Raw genomic sequence first — 17608 nt, forward strand, 5'->3', positions numbered from 1 at the left:
TATGAATCAATTACTTTTCTCCCCTGTGCGCCAACTACTCATGTTACTGTGCTGTATAACGGCCGTTAGTAGTGCAAATGCAATCGATAGTTTTGAGTTTGATAATCCACAACAAGAACAGCTTTTTTTGGATTTAAGTAAACAATTACGTTGCCCAAAATGTCAGAATCAGAATATTTCAGACTCTAACGCGGAGCTTGCGAAGGATTTACGTAATAAAACCTATGAGCTAGTGAAACAGGGTAAGAGTGAAGAACAGGTTATTGATTATATGGTGGCTCGTTTTGGTAACTTTGTTCGTTATGATCCGCCAATGACCCCGGCAACTATCTTTTTATGGTTAGGGCCGCTTATTTTTATTGTGCTGGGCTTTTATATTCTATATCGACAAATTAACAGCCAGAATAAAACTGACGACCCTTTAAATAATAACGATGCTAAACGGTTACAAACCCTACTTGGTAAAAATAAACAGTCAGAAAAAAACGTAAAACAGGGAAATCAATGATGATCATACAATTTTTTCTAGGCATTATCTTATTGCTAATTATCGCCTGTACGCTGTTTATGCTTCCTTTCATTAGGAAAAGCGCGAATCAATCTAAAAATAGTAATACAGCCGCGCGTAACCAACTTAATCGTGACCTATATGAGACAAGGTTAGCGGAGTTAGAAAACGATGAATCACAGGGAATTATAGTTGATAAAGATAAAATAATTGAAGAATTGCAATACAATTTACTCGATGATGTTATCGATGCAGATCAGAAAAAGAGTGCTAAAAAAAGTAAATTTATCTGGTTACCTGGTCTATTCATATTATTAGCAGGTAGTATTAGTCTCTATTCTTCGGTTGGTGGATACCAGCAGTTAAGCCATTGGGATAATGTACTACAGCGTTATCCCGCATTAAAGAATAAACTTTTTAATGATAAAAACAGCCGCCCGAGTGAACAAGATTTAAAAGATATCATGCTCGGTTTACGTACACACCTTAGCGTACAAGCCAATGATGCCGATGGTTGGTTATTATATACACGCTTAGCGATGTTTTTTAAAGATGCAGACTCTGCTTTGGATGCAGCGCAAAAAGCGTATCTGTTAAATCCCCAATCGTTAGATGCAAAACTAACTTTTATAGAGCTTAAAATGCAAGGTGATGAATATTCACAGCAGCAAGCTGAGTTGATGTTAAAAAATATATTAGCGACTTATCCCGACCTGATTGAAGCTTGGTCAATGTATGCTTTTATTGCCCTTGAAAAACAGGACTTCAATGAAGCTAAAGTGCGTTGGGAAAAAATGTTGACCTTGGTGGATGCTGGTTCTGAACAGGAAAAAATATTACATGACAGCATTGCCTATGCCAATACTCAGTTGCAGGTTCAACAGGCACGCAGTGAGCAAATGCAAATCATAGCACCATCGGAACATGCGTTAACCACTAACAAGGTGGTTGCGATTGGTCAAGCGTATCAGGTAACTATTAATATTAGTGAATCGGTTAATCTTCCTGAAGGTGGCTCTTTATTTGTTTTTGCGCAATTACCTGCTGGTCCAAAAATGCCTATTGCAGCAGTAAAATTGCCACTTAACCTGTTTCCAATTAAGGTTGAATTATCCGATGCGAATGCAATGACTGCTGGCATGAAATTAAGTGATTACCCGGAGTTTATTATTAAGGCGCGTATAACCACGGATGAAAATGCGACTTCTGGCAAGTGGCAGGGACAAAGTGAAGTGGTGGAACGGGATAGTCAAAACGAGGTTAAAATTGTTATTGATGAAGCTTTATAATATGGCTGATTTATTATAATTATTTGGTGTATGACCGTTTTATATCTATAATCGGTTTATCTATCTTTATAATAACTGAATGAATTTATGAGACTATTTTTTATCTTGTGTGTCTGTTTTATCCAACCAGTTGCAGCGCAAACGATAAACCCAGCAACGGATCCTGAGTATAAAATGAGCGATCCCATTGAACCGATTAACCGTGTTTTTTGGGATTTTAACTATAAAATACTCGATCCTTATATCTACAAACCAACCACCGAAACCTACGTTGATTGGGTCCCTACAACGGGCAGAAAATCAATCAACAACTTTGTTGCCAACTTTTCAGAACCTTCGACAGTCATTAATAATTTATTGCAGTTAGAGTTTGAGCACGGTGGTAAAGCATTATTCCGTTTTGTTGTTAATACGACACTGGGTGTCTTGGGTTTTTTTGATGTCGCCGATGAGTTTGGCGTGCCTCGACGTCGTGAAAGTTTTTCCAATGTATTGGGACGTTGGTCTGTTCCCAATGGACCCTATTTAATGTTGCCCGTATTGGGACCTAGCAGCCCGAGGAAATTAGTGGGTAACTTTGTCGATGGGTTGTATTTTCCGATGAGTTATATCAGTTTTTGGGATCGGGTCGCTTTGTTAGCCCTCGATGGTCTAGATAAGCGTGAGCAATTGTTAGGGCAAGAGACGCTATTAGAGCAATCGTTAGATCCTTACCTTTTTGTTAAAGAAGCTTATATTCAATATGAAGCATTTAAGTTTTATTCTGGTGATGCTAATGCCAAAATCGAATTTATTATGAAAACAGACTCGCCAGAGAGAACAGGACAACCTGATCCCAATTTAGATAGCTATATGGATGAAATTGATTAAACATAATTATGAGGAATTAACTGGTGGCAACAACAAATATCATTACCATTGATGGGCCAAGCGGTTCAGGAAAAGGCACGGTTTGTCATATTCTTGCTAAAAAACTACAGTGGAACCTACTTGATAGTGGCGCATTATATCGGGTTTTAGCTTTTGCGGCATTGCAGCAAAAAATAGATTTAAAGGATCACCAGACGCTGGTTAAATTAGCGCTAGATTTACAAGTTTCTTTCCAATCGAATGGTGTTGGTGTGGATACACTGCTATCTGGTAACAATATCGGTGATCAATTACGTACTGAAATTGTTGCCGATGCTGCATCGCAAATTGCATCAATTGAAGTCGTTAGAGATGCATTATTGGCTCGCCAAAAAGCATTTTATCAAAAGCCCGGCTTAATAGCCGATGGACGCGATATGGGGACGGTCGTTTTTCCTGATGCCACAGTGAAAGTATTCTTAGATGCAAGTGCAGAAGAGCGAGCACAACGTCGTTTTAATCAGTTGCAAGAGAAAGGCTTTAGTGTTAGCATTGCGCAAATTTTAAGCGAGATAAAAGAGCGAGATTTTCGTGATCGAAATCGCACTGTAGCGCCTTTACGGCCCGCAGAAGATGCATTTGTTATCGATTCAACTTGTTTGACTATCGATGAAGTGGTCGAGCAAATTCTTAATCTTGTCGCGCATAAATTAAATTTGTAGAAAATAATTTTCTGCTTTTAAAACACCACCTTATGGATAAAGTGGTTATCTTCCTCAGCCTCCCTTACTAATGGATTGTAAGTGGTTGTATAATAAATAAGTGTGAATAAATAGATGATGGAATCTTTTGCTGAACTGTTTGAAGAATCTCTTCAACAAGTAGAAACTCGCCCTGGTACGATTGTTAAAGGTACAATTGTTGGTATTCGTAATAACCTAGTATTCGTTGATGCGGGTCTTAAATCTGAAGCTGCAATTCCAGCTGAAGAGTTCAAGAATGCTGCTGGCGAACTAGAAGTTGCTATTGGCGATGTTGTAGATGTAGCGTTAGACGCGGTTGAAGATGGTTTCGGTGAAACTAAACTTTCTCGTGAAAAAGCGAAACGTCATGAAGCTTGGATCCAACTAGAGAAAGCTTACGAAGACCAAGAAACTGTTATCGGTGTTATCAACGGTAAAGTTAAAGGTGGTTTTACTGTTGAATTAAACGGTATCCGTGCTTTCCTACCTGGTTCATTAGTTGACGTACGTCCAGTACGTGACACTGCTCACCTTGAAAACAAAGATATTGAATTCAAAGTGATTAAACTTGACCAAAAACGTAACAACGTTGTTGTATCTCGTCGTGCTGTTATTGAAACAGAAAACAGTGCTGAACGTGATGAGTTACTTGAGAACCTTCAAGAAGGTCAAGATGTTAAAGGTATCGTTAAAAACCTAACTGACTACGGCGCGTTCGTAGATTTAGGTGGTGTTGACGGTCTACTTCATATCACAGATATGGCTTGGAAACGTGTTAAACACCCAAGTGAAATTGTTAATGTTGGTGATGAAATCAACGTTAAAGTACTTAAATATGATTGTGATCGTACTCGTGTATCACTTGGTCTTAAACAACTTGGTGAAGATCCATGGGTAGCAATTGCTAAGCGTTACCCTGAATCAACTCGTTTAACTGGTAAAGTGACTAACTTAACTGATTACGGTTGTTTCGTTGAGATCGAAGAAGGCGTTGAAGGTCTTGTTCACGTATCTGAAATGGATTGGACTAACAAAAATATCCACCCATCTAAAGTTGTAAATCTTGGTGATACAGCTGAAGTTATGGTATTGGATATTGATGAAGATCGTCGTCGTATCTCTTTAGGTCTTAAACAGTGTAAACCAAATCCATGGGAAGAGTTCTCTTCAACTCATGATAAAGGCCAAAAAGTATCAGGTAAAATCAAATCTATTACAGATTTCGGTATCTTCATTGGTCTAGATGGCAACATCGATGGTTTAGTACACCTTTCAGACATCAGCTGGGAAGTTGAAGGCGAAAAAGCTGTATTAGACTACAAAAAAGGCGACGAAATCGAAGCTGTAGTTCTACAAGTTGATCCTGAGCGTGAGCGTATCTCTTTAGGAATCAAACAAATAGCTATTGACCCGTTCAATAATTATTTAGCAGAATTCAAGAAAGGGTCTATTGTTACAGGTACTATTTCTGAAGTTGATGCTAAAGGAGCTACTGTTGCTCTTGCTGATGGTGTTGAAGGTTATATCCGTGTTGCTGATATTTCACGTGATCGTATCGAAGATGCATCTACAGAGCTAAAAGCTGGTGAATCAGTTGAAGCTAAATTCGTTGGTGTTGATCGTAAAAACCGCGTAATTAGCCTTTCTATCAAAGCGAAAGATGAAGCTGATGAGAAAGAAGCAATTGATACATTGAAGCAACAAGACGAAGCAAGCATGGGTAATGCAATGCTTGACGCGTTTAATGCTGCTAAAGGCAAATAATTTTACTCATTCCTTTAATGAATAGTTATTGGATTTAGTATTAATTTGACGTCAGTTTTCTGGCGTCATTATTTGTATTAACTGGTGTCGCTTTACTGTTTTCATTTATGAAATTGAGGTGAGTTATGACTAAGTCAGATTTAATAGAAAGACTAACCAGCAAACATTTTCAGTTGTCTGTTAAAGAAGTTGAAGAGAGTGTAAAAGAGATATTATCATTAATGACCAATTCATTGGCGAGTGCTGAGCGAATTGAAGTCAGAGGTTTTGGTAGCTTTTCATTACACTTTAGAGCTCCACGTATTGGCCGAAATCCGAAAACGGGTGATAAAGTTGAATTAGGTGGTAAGTTCGTTCCTGACTTCAAGCCAGGCAAAGCGCTTCGAGAGCGCGTTAATGTTTGATGCTTTTGCAAGTAACGACAATGGTGCTTTATAGCACCATTTTTTTTGCCTTGAAATTATTAATGGAGTTACCTCTCATTTTAACAACCATTAATGAGTCGATAATTATAGGATTTTATTACCGCCCCCCCATCACTTATAATCATGACACACCCGATTGATTTTTGTATTTTCAATGGTAACGGGTATATTCCCAATGGCATTTATAATACACTGATAGCAATCTCATTTTTATAGGTATAATTATGAAACGATTTTTGACTTTGCTTGTCGCAGTACTGTTTTTTATTATCGCGGTTGTGCTTGGCTTAAAAAACCAAGATATGGTTAATGTGAATTACATTGTGGCACAAAGTGACATGCATTTATCCACGCTATTAGCCATTACCTTTACAGTTGGTTTTGCTATTGCAGCCATTTCCATGGGCTGGCTTTATTTGCAACTGAAAGTGAAAAATAGGCTTTTACGTCGCGCTAATAATAAGCAACGTAAAGAGTTAGATAAATTACTTTCTCAGCCAGTCACCAATAAGGATTAAATTTCAGTGCAAGAAATTTTCTTTCTTTTACTTCCTGTTGCTGCCTTTTATGGCTGGTATATGGGGGTGCGCAGTGTGCACCAAAAAAATCAGAAGAAAGGTAATAAACTTAGCCGAGATTATGTCCAAGGTCTCAACTTTCTTTTGAATGAGCAACCCGATAAAGCGGTTGACCATTTTATTGCACTGCTTGAAGTTGACAGTGAAACTATTGAAACACATCTTGCCTTAGGTAACTTATTTCGGCAACGCGGTGAGGTTGATCGCGCTATTCGTATTCATCAAAATTTAATAGCACGCCCCAGTTTAACGCGTGAACAAAGAGATTTAGCATTACTACAATTGGGTAAAGATTTTTACCAATCAGGGCTATTAGACCGTAGTGAAGATATATTTAGTAAACTTAAAGAATCCCCTGATTATCACCAAATAGCCCTAGAAAACTTACTACAGATTTACCAGCAGCTAAAAGATTGGAAGGAAGCCGTTGCTGTTACTGAGAGCCTGCACAAGCAGTCCAAAGGGAAAACTAAACGTAGAACGTTATCTTATCTCTATTGCAGCCTAGCGGAACAACTTAATCAACCTGTTGATGAAAAGCAGAAGATCAAAATTTACCAAAAAGCATTAGCTGTATGGCCTAGTTGTGTACGTGCCAATATTGCTTTAAGTGATTATTATACGCAAAAGGGAATGCCAGAAAAGGCACTTGCTATTTTGGAGTTGATACCTGAACTTGATATCGATTTTACGGAAGTCATTTTAGATAAATTATTAGCATTGCATGAGCAACTTGGTAGTGAACAAAGATTAATTGCTTATTTATATCGTATTGTGAGCCTTGGTGGTGGCGCTAGCGCCGTTATTATCTTAGCTAAACTAATAGAAAAACATCAAGGTATCGTCAAAGCACAGGCGTTTATGTTGCAGGAATTACGGCGTAATCCTACGATGAAAGGCTTTAACCACTTCATCACCTATCACTTACAACAGGCTCAATCGTCTAGTGAAAAAGAGAGCTTGAATTCATTACAACAATTAGTTTCTGAACAAATTAAATTACGCCCAAAATATCGCTGCCAGAAATGTGGCTATTCAAGCAAAAAATTATTTTGGCTTTGCCCCTCTTGTAGAAGTTGGGGGCGTATCAAGCCTATTCGAGGGTTAGATGGTGAGTAGGGGGCTTTTAGCGAAAATTCCGAGTTGAAAGTGCGAATTTAAGGGGCTAAACTGCGCGCTTTCGTTTTAAGATTTTACTGCAAAGATTATCGTAATAGATAAGATAGGTTGGCCTTTAGGGCATTAAGAATAGGAACAATAATGAGTCACATTACCGATCCAAAAGTTGTTATCGCATTAGATTATGATGATAGGCAAGCCGCATTAAATTTCATTAACCAACTTGATCCAAAAAGTTGTCGTCTTAAAATAGGTAAGGAGATGTTTACCCATTTTGGCCCTGATTTTGTGAAAGAAATTGTACAAAAAAACTTCGACGTTTTTCTGGATCTAAAATTTCATGATATTCCTAATACCGTTGCTAAAGCAGTGAAAGCCTCGGCAGATCTTGGAGTTTGGATGGTTAACGTTCATGCCAGTGGTGGACGACGTATGATGGAAGCGGCAAAAGCGATCCTTGAACCTTACGGTGACAAAGCGCCATTATTAATCGCAGTGACTGTTTTAACGAGTATGGATCAATCAGACTTAACTGAATTAGGTATTACCTTAACACCAGCCGAGCAAGTGAAGCGTCTTGCTATGTTAACCAAACAATCTGGCCTTGATGGGGTGGTTTGTTCTTCTCACGAAGCGCATGAGCTAAAAGAGTTATTAGGTGCGGAGTTTAAATTGATCACACCGGGCATTCGTCCAGAGGGAACTGATGCAGGCGATCAGCGTCGTATTATGACGCCTAAAGAGGCGATAAATGCAGGATCTGATTACTTGGTTATCGGCCGTCCAATTACACAATCGACTGATCCAGTGCAAGTATTAGCTGAGATAAATGCAACCTTGCATCAGGATAAGTAATGAAAAAGTTTGATATGAATAGATATAAAATGGAATTTATGGAGAAATTTGCCTTTGATTTCAAAGAGTGGATGTCTCCAGCCATTCGTGACTATTATTCATTATTTATCAAAAAAGCGCACAATAATCGTACCCAGCTACTTTCTTGGGTGAAAGAGTACTCAATTTTAAAAGATGGCCGTTCCGTTAGTGTCGAACAAAAGCCGGTGAACTTTCTCCCGAAGCAAGGGAGCTTTTTTTATTACTAAAAAGCAAGCTTGGAGAAGAGGTACATGTGGGAGATTGGCTAACAATTTCACAGCAGCGCATTGATCAATTCTCTGATGTCACTGAAGATCACCAGTGGCTGCATAATGACATTGAACGTGCGCAAAATGAGTCTCCTTTTAAAACGACTATTGCTCATGGATTTTTGACATTATCGTTATTGCCACGTTTAACCGATAGTGTTAACCCAGACAAACCGCTCTATGCTAATGCCAAAATGACGGTTAATTATGGCCTTAATCAAGTGCGTTTTCCTTACCCAGTTAAAGCAGGAAGTGTTGTTCGAGCCCATAGTCGATTAATTAAAGTCACCCCGATTAAAAGCGGCTTAGAAATTGAAAAAGAGATCTCCGTAGAAATCAAAAATACTCGCCGCCCAGGCTGTGTTGCGGTTTCTGTGGTGCGGGTTTATTTTTAGTATTCATTAAATGCGGGTCATTGCCCGCACGCTGTATCTCTTTTTCATCCCCCCTATAAAGTACTAAAAAATCTCCATTTACTCTAAAGTTATTTTCTTAATGGTCGATAAATAAAATATAAGTCATTGAATTTATGTTTAAATTTTGTGAATGTTAAATCAATAATATAAATTAGGGATAAATGGTAGTGGCTACAGTAAATACAAATGTAATGTCACTGAATGCACAACGCCAGCTAAGCAAATCACAAGCAACCAGTAACCAAGCCATGGAACGTTTATCTTCTGGTTTACGTATTAACAGTGCCAAAGATGATGCTGCAGGTCTTGCTATTTCGACTGGTATACAATCACAAGTTAAAGGTATTAACCAAGCGGTGCGTAACGCTAACGATGGAGTGTCGATGGCACAAACTGCTGAAGGGGCAATGGATGAAATGACCAACATCCTACAACGTATGCGTGAACTTTCTGTACAATCTGCCAATGATACTAACTCAGCCTCAAACAGAAAAGCGATTCAAGAAGAGGTTGACCAACTGCACTCTGAATTAGATCGTATTGCTGAAACAACGGAATTCAATGGTACGAAACTACTGAACGGTAGCGCGGGTGAAACTACACTGCAAATTGGTGCAAATATAGGGCAAACATTAAGCTTCTCTATCGCCTCGGTCAGTACAAATAGTTTAGGTTTAAATGGTAATTTAAATAAGGGTGATTTAAATGGTGGTCGAGTTCAGCTTGCGACTACTGGCGTTGACGGCGACTTGAAAATTAATGGTACTAATATTCCTAAATCTGATTCAGCTTCAGCCATTGACATCGCTAAGGCAATTAACAGCAAAGTCGCAGACACAGCGGTGCTAGCTAGTGCCTATAATGTTATACAAGGGGATGATGCAAATCTACCTGTAACGGGGATTACTACCGCTCTTCAAATTCGTGTTGGTACTGCTGCGGTTGTGACATTAGGGGCTACTTCCTCTATGGAGAACTTAGTAGAAACTATCAATCGTGATGTGGCTGGGATAAGTGCTGCATTAGGTGATAAGGGCGAGCTCTTGCTAACCAACGATACGGGGGCTGATATTACTATTGGTGGCGGTCAAAGTGTGGCAACGGGATTGATTGATAGAACATATTCAGGTTATCTAGCCCTACACAGTCTAGACGATAACAGTATTGCCGTGAGTGGGGCGCAAACTCTGAATGCGGGTTTTTTAGAATCCAATGGTATTGACTCCATTGTCGGAAAATGGATGACGACGGCATCATTCGATATTATGGCGAACGATAAATTACAAATTAACGGTGTAGATATTGCGCCTGCAGCTATCGCATCTCCAACTCAATTGGAAGCATATATTAACTCTTACAGTGAGCTAACTGGCGTAACCTTATCTGCAGTTGGATTTCCGAAGATGGTCTATGCGGCTGAGTATGGTATTGGAGTTGAGATCACCTCGAATGCGACGACTCAAACAGATCGCGGATTAGCGCTAAGAAAGTTGGGAATGCCCACAGAGATGGGGGGAAAATCAATTGATGCTTTAGGTGTTAACATAAAAACAGCTGCTCACGCCAGTAAAAGCATTGACTTGATCGATAAAGCTTTAGGTAAAATTAGTGATTCTCGGGCAAGTTTGGGGGCGATTCAAAATCGCTTAGGCTCTACAGTTGCTAACTTAGAAAATGTATCTCAAAATTTAGCCGCTGCGAACTCGCGAATTCAAGATGCTGACTTTGCGGCAGAAACCTCGAAAATGAGTAAAGCACAAATATTACAACAAGCGGGGACATCAATGCTTTCCCAAGCGAATGCATCGGCTCAAAGTGTACTATCAATGCTTGGCTAACCCTACATAGATAGTTGCTAACATGCTGGTGGGGTGATTTCCTTGCTCTGGCATCTGACTTAGCGCCTGATAACTACAGCCCAAACTCTATCCTCTGTCGTGTTTAATCAACATGCACAAAAAAACATCTCTTTTCTTCTAAAGTTATTTTTCTCCCTGTCGATAAAGTAATTAAGTCTGAACATCGACTGTTTTGAAAATGAACCGTTACAAAATAAATAACGAAAAATTTGCAAAAAACATTAAAGTTATTTTTTAAGCGGTCGATAAATTAAACATAACCAATTGAACTGATATTTAAGCCCTCTAAATCTTAAGTCAGAAATATATAAACCAAGGAGCACATCATGGTCGCAGTAGTAAACACAAATGTAATGTCACTGAACGCACAACGTCAGTTAAACAAATCACAGGCAACCAGTAACCAAGCCATGGAACGTTTATCTTCTGGCTTACGTATTAACAGCGCCAAAGATGATGCAGCGGGTCTTGCGATTTCGACTGGTATGCAATCACAAATTAAAGGTATCAACCAAGCGGTACGTAACGCTAACGATGGTGTGTCAATGGCACAAACCGCTGAGGGTTCAATGGATGAGATGACTAACATCCTACAACGTATGCGTGAACTTTCTGTGCAATCTGCCAATGATACTAACTCAGCATCAAACAGAAAAGCGATTCAAGAAGAAGTTGATCAACTACACTCTGAATTAGACCGTATTGCTGAAACAACAGAATTCAACGGTACGAAACTACTTAACGGCACAGCAGGTGAGACAACACTGCAAATTGGTGCAAACTCAGGACAAACATTAAGCTTCTCTATCGCATCAGTAACCACTAATGACTTAGGTCTAAACGGTGACCTTAATAAAGGTGATCTAAACGGTGGTCGTGTAACAGGTGATCTAACTGCATCTGCTATTGATATCAATGGTGTGTCAATTGGAGCGGCAACGCCTATCACTAGCAATACTGCATTAGCAAATGCGAATGCAATTAACGATAAAACAGCAGAAACAGGTGTCAGAGCAAATGCCTATAACGTCGTGCAAGGTGCTTCAACTGAAGGTGGTAAAGCATTAACGGGTATTACCGATGGTACACTACAAATCACAGTGGGTGATGCCAAAACAGTTACACTCGGTGCAACGTCATCAATGTCTAACTTAGTTGATACAATTAACCGTGATGTAGCTGGTGTTACTGCATCATTGGATGATAAGGGCGGATTACTACTAACCAATGATACTGGTGCCGATATTACTATTGCTGGTACAGCAACTAACACGGGCTTAACTGCAACAACAAATCAAGGTTATATTGCTTTAACTAGTGAAGATGGTTCTGCAATTAGTGTGAGTGACCACAATGCTCCGACTAAAGGTGCTAAAACTATATTAGCTGGATTTAACGTATCAAATGGTGCTGGTGCAATCTCAACTAGCTCTGCAGGTACTTACAATGGTCTCATTACGGCAACAGATGGTATTCAAATTAATGGTGTAGATTTAGTTGCATCAACAGCAGCTACTGGTGCTGCAATCGCTACCGAGATTAATAAACTCACTGAGCAAACAGGTGTGACTGCAAACTTTACTGGTGGTAAGTTAAATTTTGCCTCTGCAGATGGCAGTGCGGTTGAAATCACCTCAAAAGCGGATGGTCAGACTAATCAAGCAGCTGCTCTTGCTAAATTGGGGATGACTGGTGAAATGGGCGGTAAGGTTATCGATAGTTTAGGTACCAATGTATCAACCATGGCGGGCGCTGTGAGCACTATCGACAAGATCGATGAAGCGCTAGGTAAAATCAGTGATTCTCGTGCAAGTTTGGGTGCGATTCAAAACCGTCTAGGCTCTACAGTTTCTAACTTAGAAAATGTATCGCAAAACTTAGCGGCTTCTAACTCGCGTATTCAAGATGCTGACTTTGCTGCAGAAACCTCTAAAATGAGTAAAGCACAGATATTACAACAAGCGGGTACATCAATGCTTTCACAGGCAAATGCATCGGCTCAAAGTGTACTATCAATGCTTGGGTAATCACCTTGGGTAGCTTAGATTAATAAGTTGGTTATAAATAGCTCCCTATTTTGTAGGGGGCTTTTTTACCATTAGCTAGTTGAGAATTGAGGAGGATATATGTCTGAGTTAACAGTGACCGCATCAGCAAGTAGATTGGTTCCCTTAGAGGGAGACAATATAACGGCAAAAGCACGTAATAATGCGATTGAAGTTGGCATTAATGAAGAGCAAGAGGGCCTCGTTAGTCCACTGCAAGAAAGTGAAAAAGTAACCGAAAATTTGTCAAGTAAAGAAGCAGAAAGCGCGATTGCAGAGATTAATGCCTTTGTACAAAGTATGCAGCGAAATCTCTCTTTTCAGGTCGACGAAGATCTTGGCGAGTCGATTATTTCGGTTAAAGATATGGAAACCGATGAATTAATTCGTCAAATTCCATCTGAAGAGCTAGTGGTACTACGTAAAAAAATGGACGATGTTGCAGGGATTCTATTTGATACTAAAGTGTAGTTAGTTGTTATCTATGCCATAATGGCTGGTTATTAGATAGCGGACTGATGTGGTTTTAATTGGTCTGATTTTTGCTTTTAATTCCTTTGGTAACCGATTTTTATAAGCGAGTAGGGAATAATTATGTCTTCCATCACTTCCACTGGGCTTGGCTCAGGACTGGATATTAACAGCATTGTGACGGCAATTGTGGGGGCTGAAAAAGATCCTCTTATTGCTAAAATGATGAAATCATCCGCCGAAGCAACGGCAAAAATATCCGCCTATGGCATGCTTAATAGCGAGTTATCTGGTTTTAAATCATCCTATAAACAACTTGGTTATGGCTCTACCTTTTCAGCTGCTGCGGCAACGAGTAGTGATAAGGGGATACTTGATGCAACCTTGGGCTTAGGTGCGGAAACCGGGCAATGGGAGTTTGAAGTAAAACAGCGCGCACAGGCGCACACCTTAATTTCCTCGGCTGCAGATGCCTTTGACTCTGTGATCATTTCGTCGGCACGGGGGTAATCTCCTTTCGTTTTGGTACCTATAGTGACGTTGATGGTAGTTTTTCCGTCGATCCGAACAAACCGATTGAGACCTTAACCATCGATAGCAGTAATAACTCTTTAACGTCGATGCGAGATGCCATTAATGAAGGTGATTATAGTGTAAGTGCTTCGATAGTTAATGATGGTACAAATTACCGCCTTGTATTAACAAATAAGGAGACAGGCGAAGCTAACGGTATCGAGTTAACCGTGCAAGATGATGATGGTAATAATCAAGATGGCACAGGTCTATCGCGCTTTACCTATTCAGAAACCACCAAGAATGCGGAACAAACCGCCGCCGCGCAAGATGCCAAAATCATCATGAATGGTATTACCATTTCACGTGCTAGTAACGAAATCAGTAATGTCATTGAAGGTGTCACATTAAACTTAAATGGTGAAACCGAGATTGGTAAAACGGTGACTTTAAAAATTAATAAAGACACCAGTAAAGTGGAAGAACAAATTCAAGCCTTCGTTGATAACTATAACAGTACTATTCTAAAAATGAATGAGTTAACCAAGGCAGGTGGGGTAGGGGATTCCGATGGTATTTTGAATGGTGATTCAACGATTCGTAATATTCAAAGCCAAATGCGCTCAGTGCTTAATACCTCCGTTGACCACATTCAAGGTAGTGTAAAAAGCTTTGCAGATTTGGGCATATTGACCAATAGAGATGGCACGCTTTCCCTCGATTCATTAAAGTTTTCTAATATATTAAAAAATGATATGGATAGTGTTGCTGAGTTTTTTACTGCGTCGGGCTCGGCATCTGATCCCATGGTCTCATTCGAAAGCAATAGCAGTTTAACTAAACCGGGTACTTATTCGGTCGAAGTGACGCAGTTGGCGACACAGGGGATACTTACCGGTACGGATATTGGCCTCAATTTTCCGCTAACTATCGATGCGGATAACGATAGTTTTACCATGCGTGTCGATGGTTACTTGTCTGGCAATATAAACCTCAGCCAGAAAAGTTATGCAACGATAGAAGAGCTGGCGATTGAAATGCAGTCGCAAATTAATTCCGATAGCAACTTTGTAAGTAATGGCATTAGTGTCAATATTGCCAATGATGCTGGAAAATTAGCTATTACATCAAATAAATATGGATCATCCTCCACGGTTGCCTTTACTCAGGTGGATACTAATTTTTTGACTTCCGTCGGGTTAGATGTGCAAGGTGGTATTAATGGTGTAGATGCCGAAGGATTAATTGATGGTGTTGCTGCATTTGGTGATGGTCAATATCTATTGTCACAGGATGGTAAATCAAATGGTATTAAATTACTCATTGAAGGTGGTGCATTAGGCAGTCGTGGCACGGTTACCTACGCAGAGGGGGTCACCAAGCTGATGAATGATGTGCTAGCCGGTATTATCGATGCGAATATTAGCTCATCGACGGGAGATATAGAAAAAAGTAATACTATCATTGATGGTAAGATTGACTCTTTATATAAGAAAATAAATACGATTGACGAGCAACAAACCGCCGTTAATTACCGCATGGATAAGTTAGAAGCGCGCCTCTATAAGGATTTTAATGCTATGGATATGGCAGTTTCTAGCCTTAATAATACCATGAGCTATTTAAAAGCAACGCTCGATGCCTTACCAGGATACACCCGCGAAAAATAGACGCATATTTTTATGTTAGACTCTTTAAGCGGATGTCAAAAATCACGATTTTTACATCCGCTTTTTATTGCTCCTCGAGATTCATCGATTACTCTTTTTTGCTTGTGCAGCAATAAATATACCGATACAACGCACATTTTATTGGGTTTTTCTTATTTTTCACTCTTCTAGTCTATATAATCTTTTTATTCAGTTATTTTAATTAGGTACGGCAATGTCATCTCAGTTATATTCATTAATGGTAAAAATTCAAACACAACTATTGCGTGCTACATTTTTAAAAAATATGGCGGTATTAAAGACTCAGATGCCGACTATTTATCAATATTATCAGAATTATACGCCGACCAAGGTGCAGTTAGGATTAGATAGTCATGGTCATGTAAATTTAATCAGCAATGGTGAGTATGTTTATCAAGAAGATCCTGAAGCTAGCTAGCCAAGCACAGATTGACCTCTTTATTCGTAATCCAGTACAGTTTGATTATGAAGTTTACCAAAACAAAGATCATCAGAGTAAATATGAGCATGAACGTGTTATTCACAGACTATTTCAAAAACGTCGCGATGAATTAGGCGTTTATTCTCAATTTCAATTAAAAGCAGGCGACAGTGTTAATTTTATCGCGATTATCGGTAGTGGGCTTGGTTATCATATTGAAGGGTTGTTTGAAAAGTTTGCGATTCGTTCCGCTTATGTGTACGAACCTGAGCCAGATTGCTTTTATGCTATGTTGCATACGATTGATATTGAAAAATTATTAACTGATTGTCAGCGCCGTGGGGGGGAAATTAGTTTTAAAATTGGCGGCAATGAGAATGAATTTGTTAATGAAATTTATAAAAGTTTTAAGCGACAAGGGTTTTTCAATATAGCGCAAATGTATCAGTACCGTCATTATTTGAGTGATAAAACCACCGATGCCTTTAAAAAAATTAAAGAAGTTGCCTATCGTTATCAATCAGGTTGGGGGTTTTGTGAAGATGAAATCATTGGTATCTCCCATACATTAACCAATATTTCTGCTAATAAAGCGGCGACGTTATTACAACATGCCAAATTTCAAGTCAAAGAGCAGCCCGTGTTTATTATTGGTAACGGCCCCTCGCTCGATGAGTGCTTACCCTTTATTAAAGAGAACCAAAACAACGCGATTATTATTTCCTCGGGGACGTCGTTAAAGCCGTTGCTTAACTACGGCATAAAGCCTGATATGCACGTTGAACAAGAGAGACCGATGTCGATTTACCAATGGGTAAAAAAAGTGGGGCATGAAGAGGTGCTAAAGGAGATACCGCTGATTTGTTTAAATACGGTTTATCCCGGTATTCTCTCGCTCTTTAAGCAGCCCTATGTGATGTTAAAAACCGGAGATGCCGGCACCAGTTTTATTCATGATCATATTTCCGATAGATATGAAGAACTCTTTTATTGTAACCCAACCGTCACCAATGCCTCTAGTGCAGGGGCGATTGCAATGGGCTTTAAAAAATTATTTCTGTTTGGTCTCGATTATGGATTTAAATCGCAAGATGAACATCACGCTAAGGACAGTATTTATTATAAAGATATTGACCATTTTAAGATGCACTATGATTTTAAAGTTCCTGGGAATTTTGTTGACGAGGTATTAACCATCAGAACCTTTGATAACTCTCGTGGCGTGTTAGAGATGTTACTTGAACAGAACAGAGATGTTGAATGTGTTAATTGCAGTGATGGCGCTCGAATATTGTTGACGACACCCTGTCGCGTTGATGCTTTACCTGCATTTCCCGTAATAGAGAATAAAGTGCAACTCATTAGTCAGCATCTTGCTAGTTGTTTTGATAATGATTACACGATAAAGCATGATTTATTTGCAGAATTTAGTGATGTTATGGCTTACTTTGATGGGTATATCGAGACATTACTAGACATGTTCAATGGGGTTAACAATAAAGAGGATTTAACGCAGGCTTTTTCGGCACAGTATCTATTCATGAACAGTGTTGATGCGGGCAAGCAGAGAAAATTATTTCACCGTTTTTTTTGCGGCTCTTTAAACTATTTGCAAACCAGCATTATGAGCAACCTTAATAATTATCACGATGAAAAAGCACGTAATCGGTTTATTCAATTTTGTGTTAAAGAGATGAGCGACCATTTTATTTGGCTATTAGCTGATCTTAAAGCACACTACAATCAACCAGCAAGAGCCTAGTTGCGTTTAT

General features: G+C 39.3%; 18 protein-coding genes. All 18 read left to right on the forward strand.

What is annotated here, in order from left to right:
• Nucleotide 1 precedes the first annotated feature (1 nt).
• Nucleotides 2–508, forward strand: coding sequence for a cytochrome c-type biogenesis protein (locus AB1A03_RS07325; RefSeq protein ID WP_354624000.1), 507 nt, complete (start codon nucleotides 2–4; stop codon nucleotides 506–508).
• Nucleotides 505–1797: a c-type cytochrome biogenesis protein CcmI gene (gene ccmI / locus AB1A03_RS07330; RefSeq protein WP_354624001.1), complete on the forward strand. Its 1293-nt coding sequence runs from the start codon at nucleotides 505–507 to the stop codon at nucleotides 1795–1797. The genes AB1A03_RS07325 and ccmI overlap by 4 nt, the downstream gene beginning before the upstream one ends.
• Nucleotides 1798–1884: 87 nt before the next feature.
• Nucleotides 1885–2667: an MlaA family lipoprotein gene (locus AB1A03_RS07335; RefSeq protein ID WP_354624002.1), complete on the forward strand. Its 783-nt coding sequence runs from the start codon at nucleotides 1885–1887 to the stop codon at nucleotides 2665–2667.
• A gap of 23 nt (nucleotides 2668–2690) precedes the next feature.
• Entirely contained in the window at nucleotides 2691–3368 is a 678-nt protein-coding gene (gene cmk, locus AB1A03_RS07340) for a (d)CMP kinase (protein WP_354624003.1), read from the forward strand.
• 114 nt (nucleotides 3369–3482) lie between these two features.
• Nucleotides 3483–5153, forward strand: a complete 1671-nt coding sequence (gene rpsA / locus AB1A03_RS07345) for a 30S ribosomal protein S1 (RefSeq protein ID WP_354624004.1) — start codon at nucleotides 3483–3485, stop codon at nucleotides 5151–5153.
• A gap of 125 nt (nucleotides 5154–5278) precedes the next feature.
• On the forward strand, nucleotides 5279–5557 hold the full coding sequence (locus tag AB1A03_RS07350) for an integration host factor subunit beta (protein WP_354624005.1): 279 nt from the start codon (nucleotides 5279–5281) through the stop codon (nucleotides 5555–5557).
• A gap of 245 nt (nucleotides 5558–5802) precedes the next feature.
• A complete protein-coding gene (locus AB1A03_RS07355; RefSeq protein WP_354624006.1) occupies nucleotides 5803–6096 on the forward strand; it encodes a LapA family protein in 294 nt (97 codons plus the stop codon).
• A gap of 6 nt (nucleotides 6097–6102) precedes the next feature.
• Entirely contained in the window at nucleotides 6103–7275 is a 1173-nt protein-coding gene (gene lapB / locus AB1A03_RS07360; protein ID WP_354624007.1) for a lipopolysaccharide assembly protein LapB, read from the forward strand.
• A 141-nt stretch (nucleotides 7276–7416) separates the two neighbouring features.
• The gene (gene pyrF, locus AB1A03_RS07365) at nucleotides 7417–8130 is read left to right on the forward strand and encodes an orotidine-5'-phosphate decarboxylase (RefSeq protein WP_354624008.1); all 714 of its coding nucleotides are present in this window, start codon (nucleotides 7417–7419) and stop codon (nucleotides 8128–8130) included.
• Complete coding sequence (locus tag AB1A03_RS07370; protein WP_354624009.1) at nucleotides 8130–8378, forward strand: hypothetical protein; 249 nt, start codon at nucleotides 8130–8132, stop codon at nucleotides 8376–8378. Before pyrF ends, AB1A03_RS07370 begins: the two co-directional genes overlap by 1 nt.
• Before the next feature lie 26 nt (nucleotides 8379–8404).
• On the forward strand, nucleotides 8405–8815 hold the full coding sequence (locus AB1A03_RS07375) for a MaoC family dehydratase (protein ID WP_354624010.1): 411 nt from the start codon (nucleotides 8405–8407) through the stop codon (nucleotides 8813–8815).
• A gap of 182 nt (nucleotides 8816–8997) precedes the next feature.
• Nucleotides 8998–10674 carry a flagellin N-terminal helical domain-containing protein gene (locus tag AB1A03_RS07380; protein ID WP_354624011.1) on the forward strand — a complete coding sequence of 559 codons (1677 nt, stop codon included), beginning with the start codon at nucleotides 8998–9000 and terminating at the stop codon, nucleotides 10672–10674.
• 347 nt (nucleotides 10675–11021) lie between these two features.
• Nucleotides 11022–12722 (forward strand): flagellin N-terminal helical domain-containing protein, encoded by a 1701-nt coding sequence (locus tag AB1A03_RS07385; RefSeq protein ID WP_354624012.1) that lies wholly within the window; start codon nucleotides 11022–11024, stop codon nucleotides 12720–12722.
• Between the two features lie 99 nt (nucleotides 12723–12821).
• Nucleotides 12822–13211, forward strand: coding sequence for a flagellar protein FlaG (locus tag AB1A03_RS07390; RefSeq protein ID WP_354624014.1), 390 nt, complete (start codon nucleotides 12822–12824; stop codon nucleotides 13209–13211).
• A 123-nt stretch (nucleotides 13212–13334) separates the two neighbouring features.
• The gene (locus AB1A03_RS07395; protein WP_354624015.1) at nucleotides 13335–13721 is read left to right on the forward strand and encodes a flagellar cap protein FliD N-terminal domain-containing protein; all 387 of its coding nucleotides are present in this window, start codon (nucleotides 13335–13337) and stop codon (nucleotides 13719–13721) included.
• Nucleotides 13722–13831: 110 nt separating this feature from the next.
• Entirely contained in the window at nucleotides 13832–15394 is a 1563-nt protein-coding gene (gene fliD / locus AB1A03_RS07400; RefSeq protein WP_354624016.1) for a flagellar filament capping protein FliD, read from the forward strand.
• A 214-nt stretch (nucleotides 15395–15608) separates the two neighbouring features.
• On the forward strand, nucleotides 15609–15833 hold the full coding sequence (locus AB1A03_RS07405; RefSeq protein ID WP_354624017.1) for a hypothetical protein: 225 nt from the start codon (nucleotides 15609–15611) through the stop codon (nucleotides 15831–15833).
• The gene (locus AB1A03_RS07410; protein ID WP_354624018.1) at nucleotides 15802–17598 is read left to right on the forward strand and encodes a motility associated factor glycosyltransferase family protein; all 1797 of its coding nucleotides are present in this window, start codon (nucleotides 15802–15804) and stop codon (nucleotides 17596–17598) included. The genes AB1A03_RS07405 and AB1A03_RS07410 overlap by 32 nt, the downstream gene beginning before the upstream one ends.
• The last annotated feature ends 10 nt before the right edge of the window (nucleotides 17599–17608 follow it).

The organism is Psychromonas sp. MME2 (genome assembly GCF_040566515.1).
Taxonomy (GTDB): domain Bacteria; phylum Pseudomonadota; class Gammaproteobacteria; order Enterobacterales; family Psychromonadaceae; genus Psychromonas.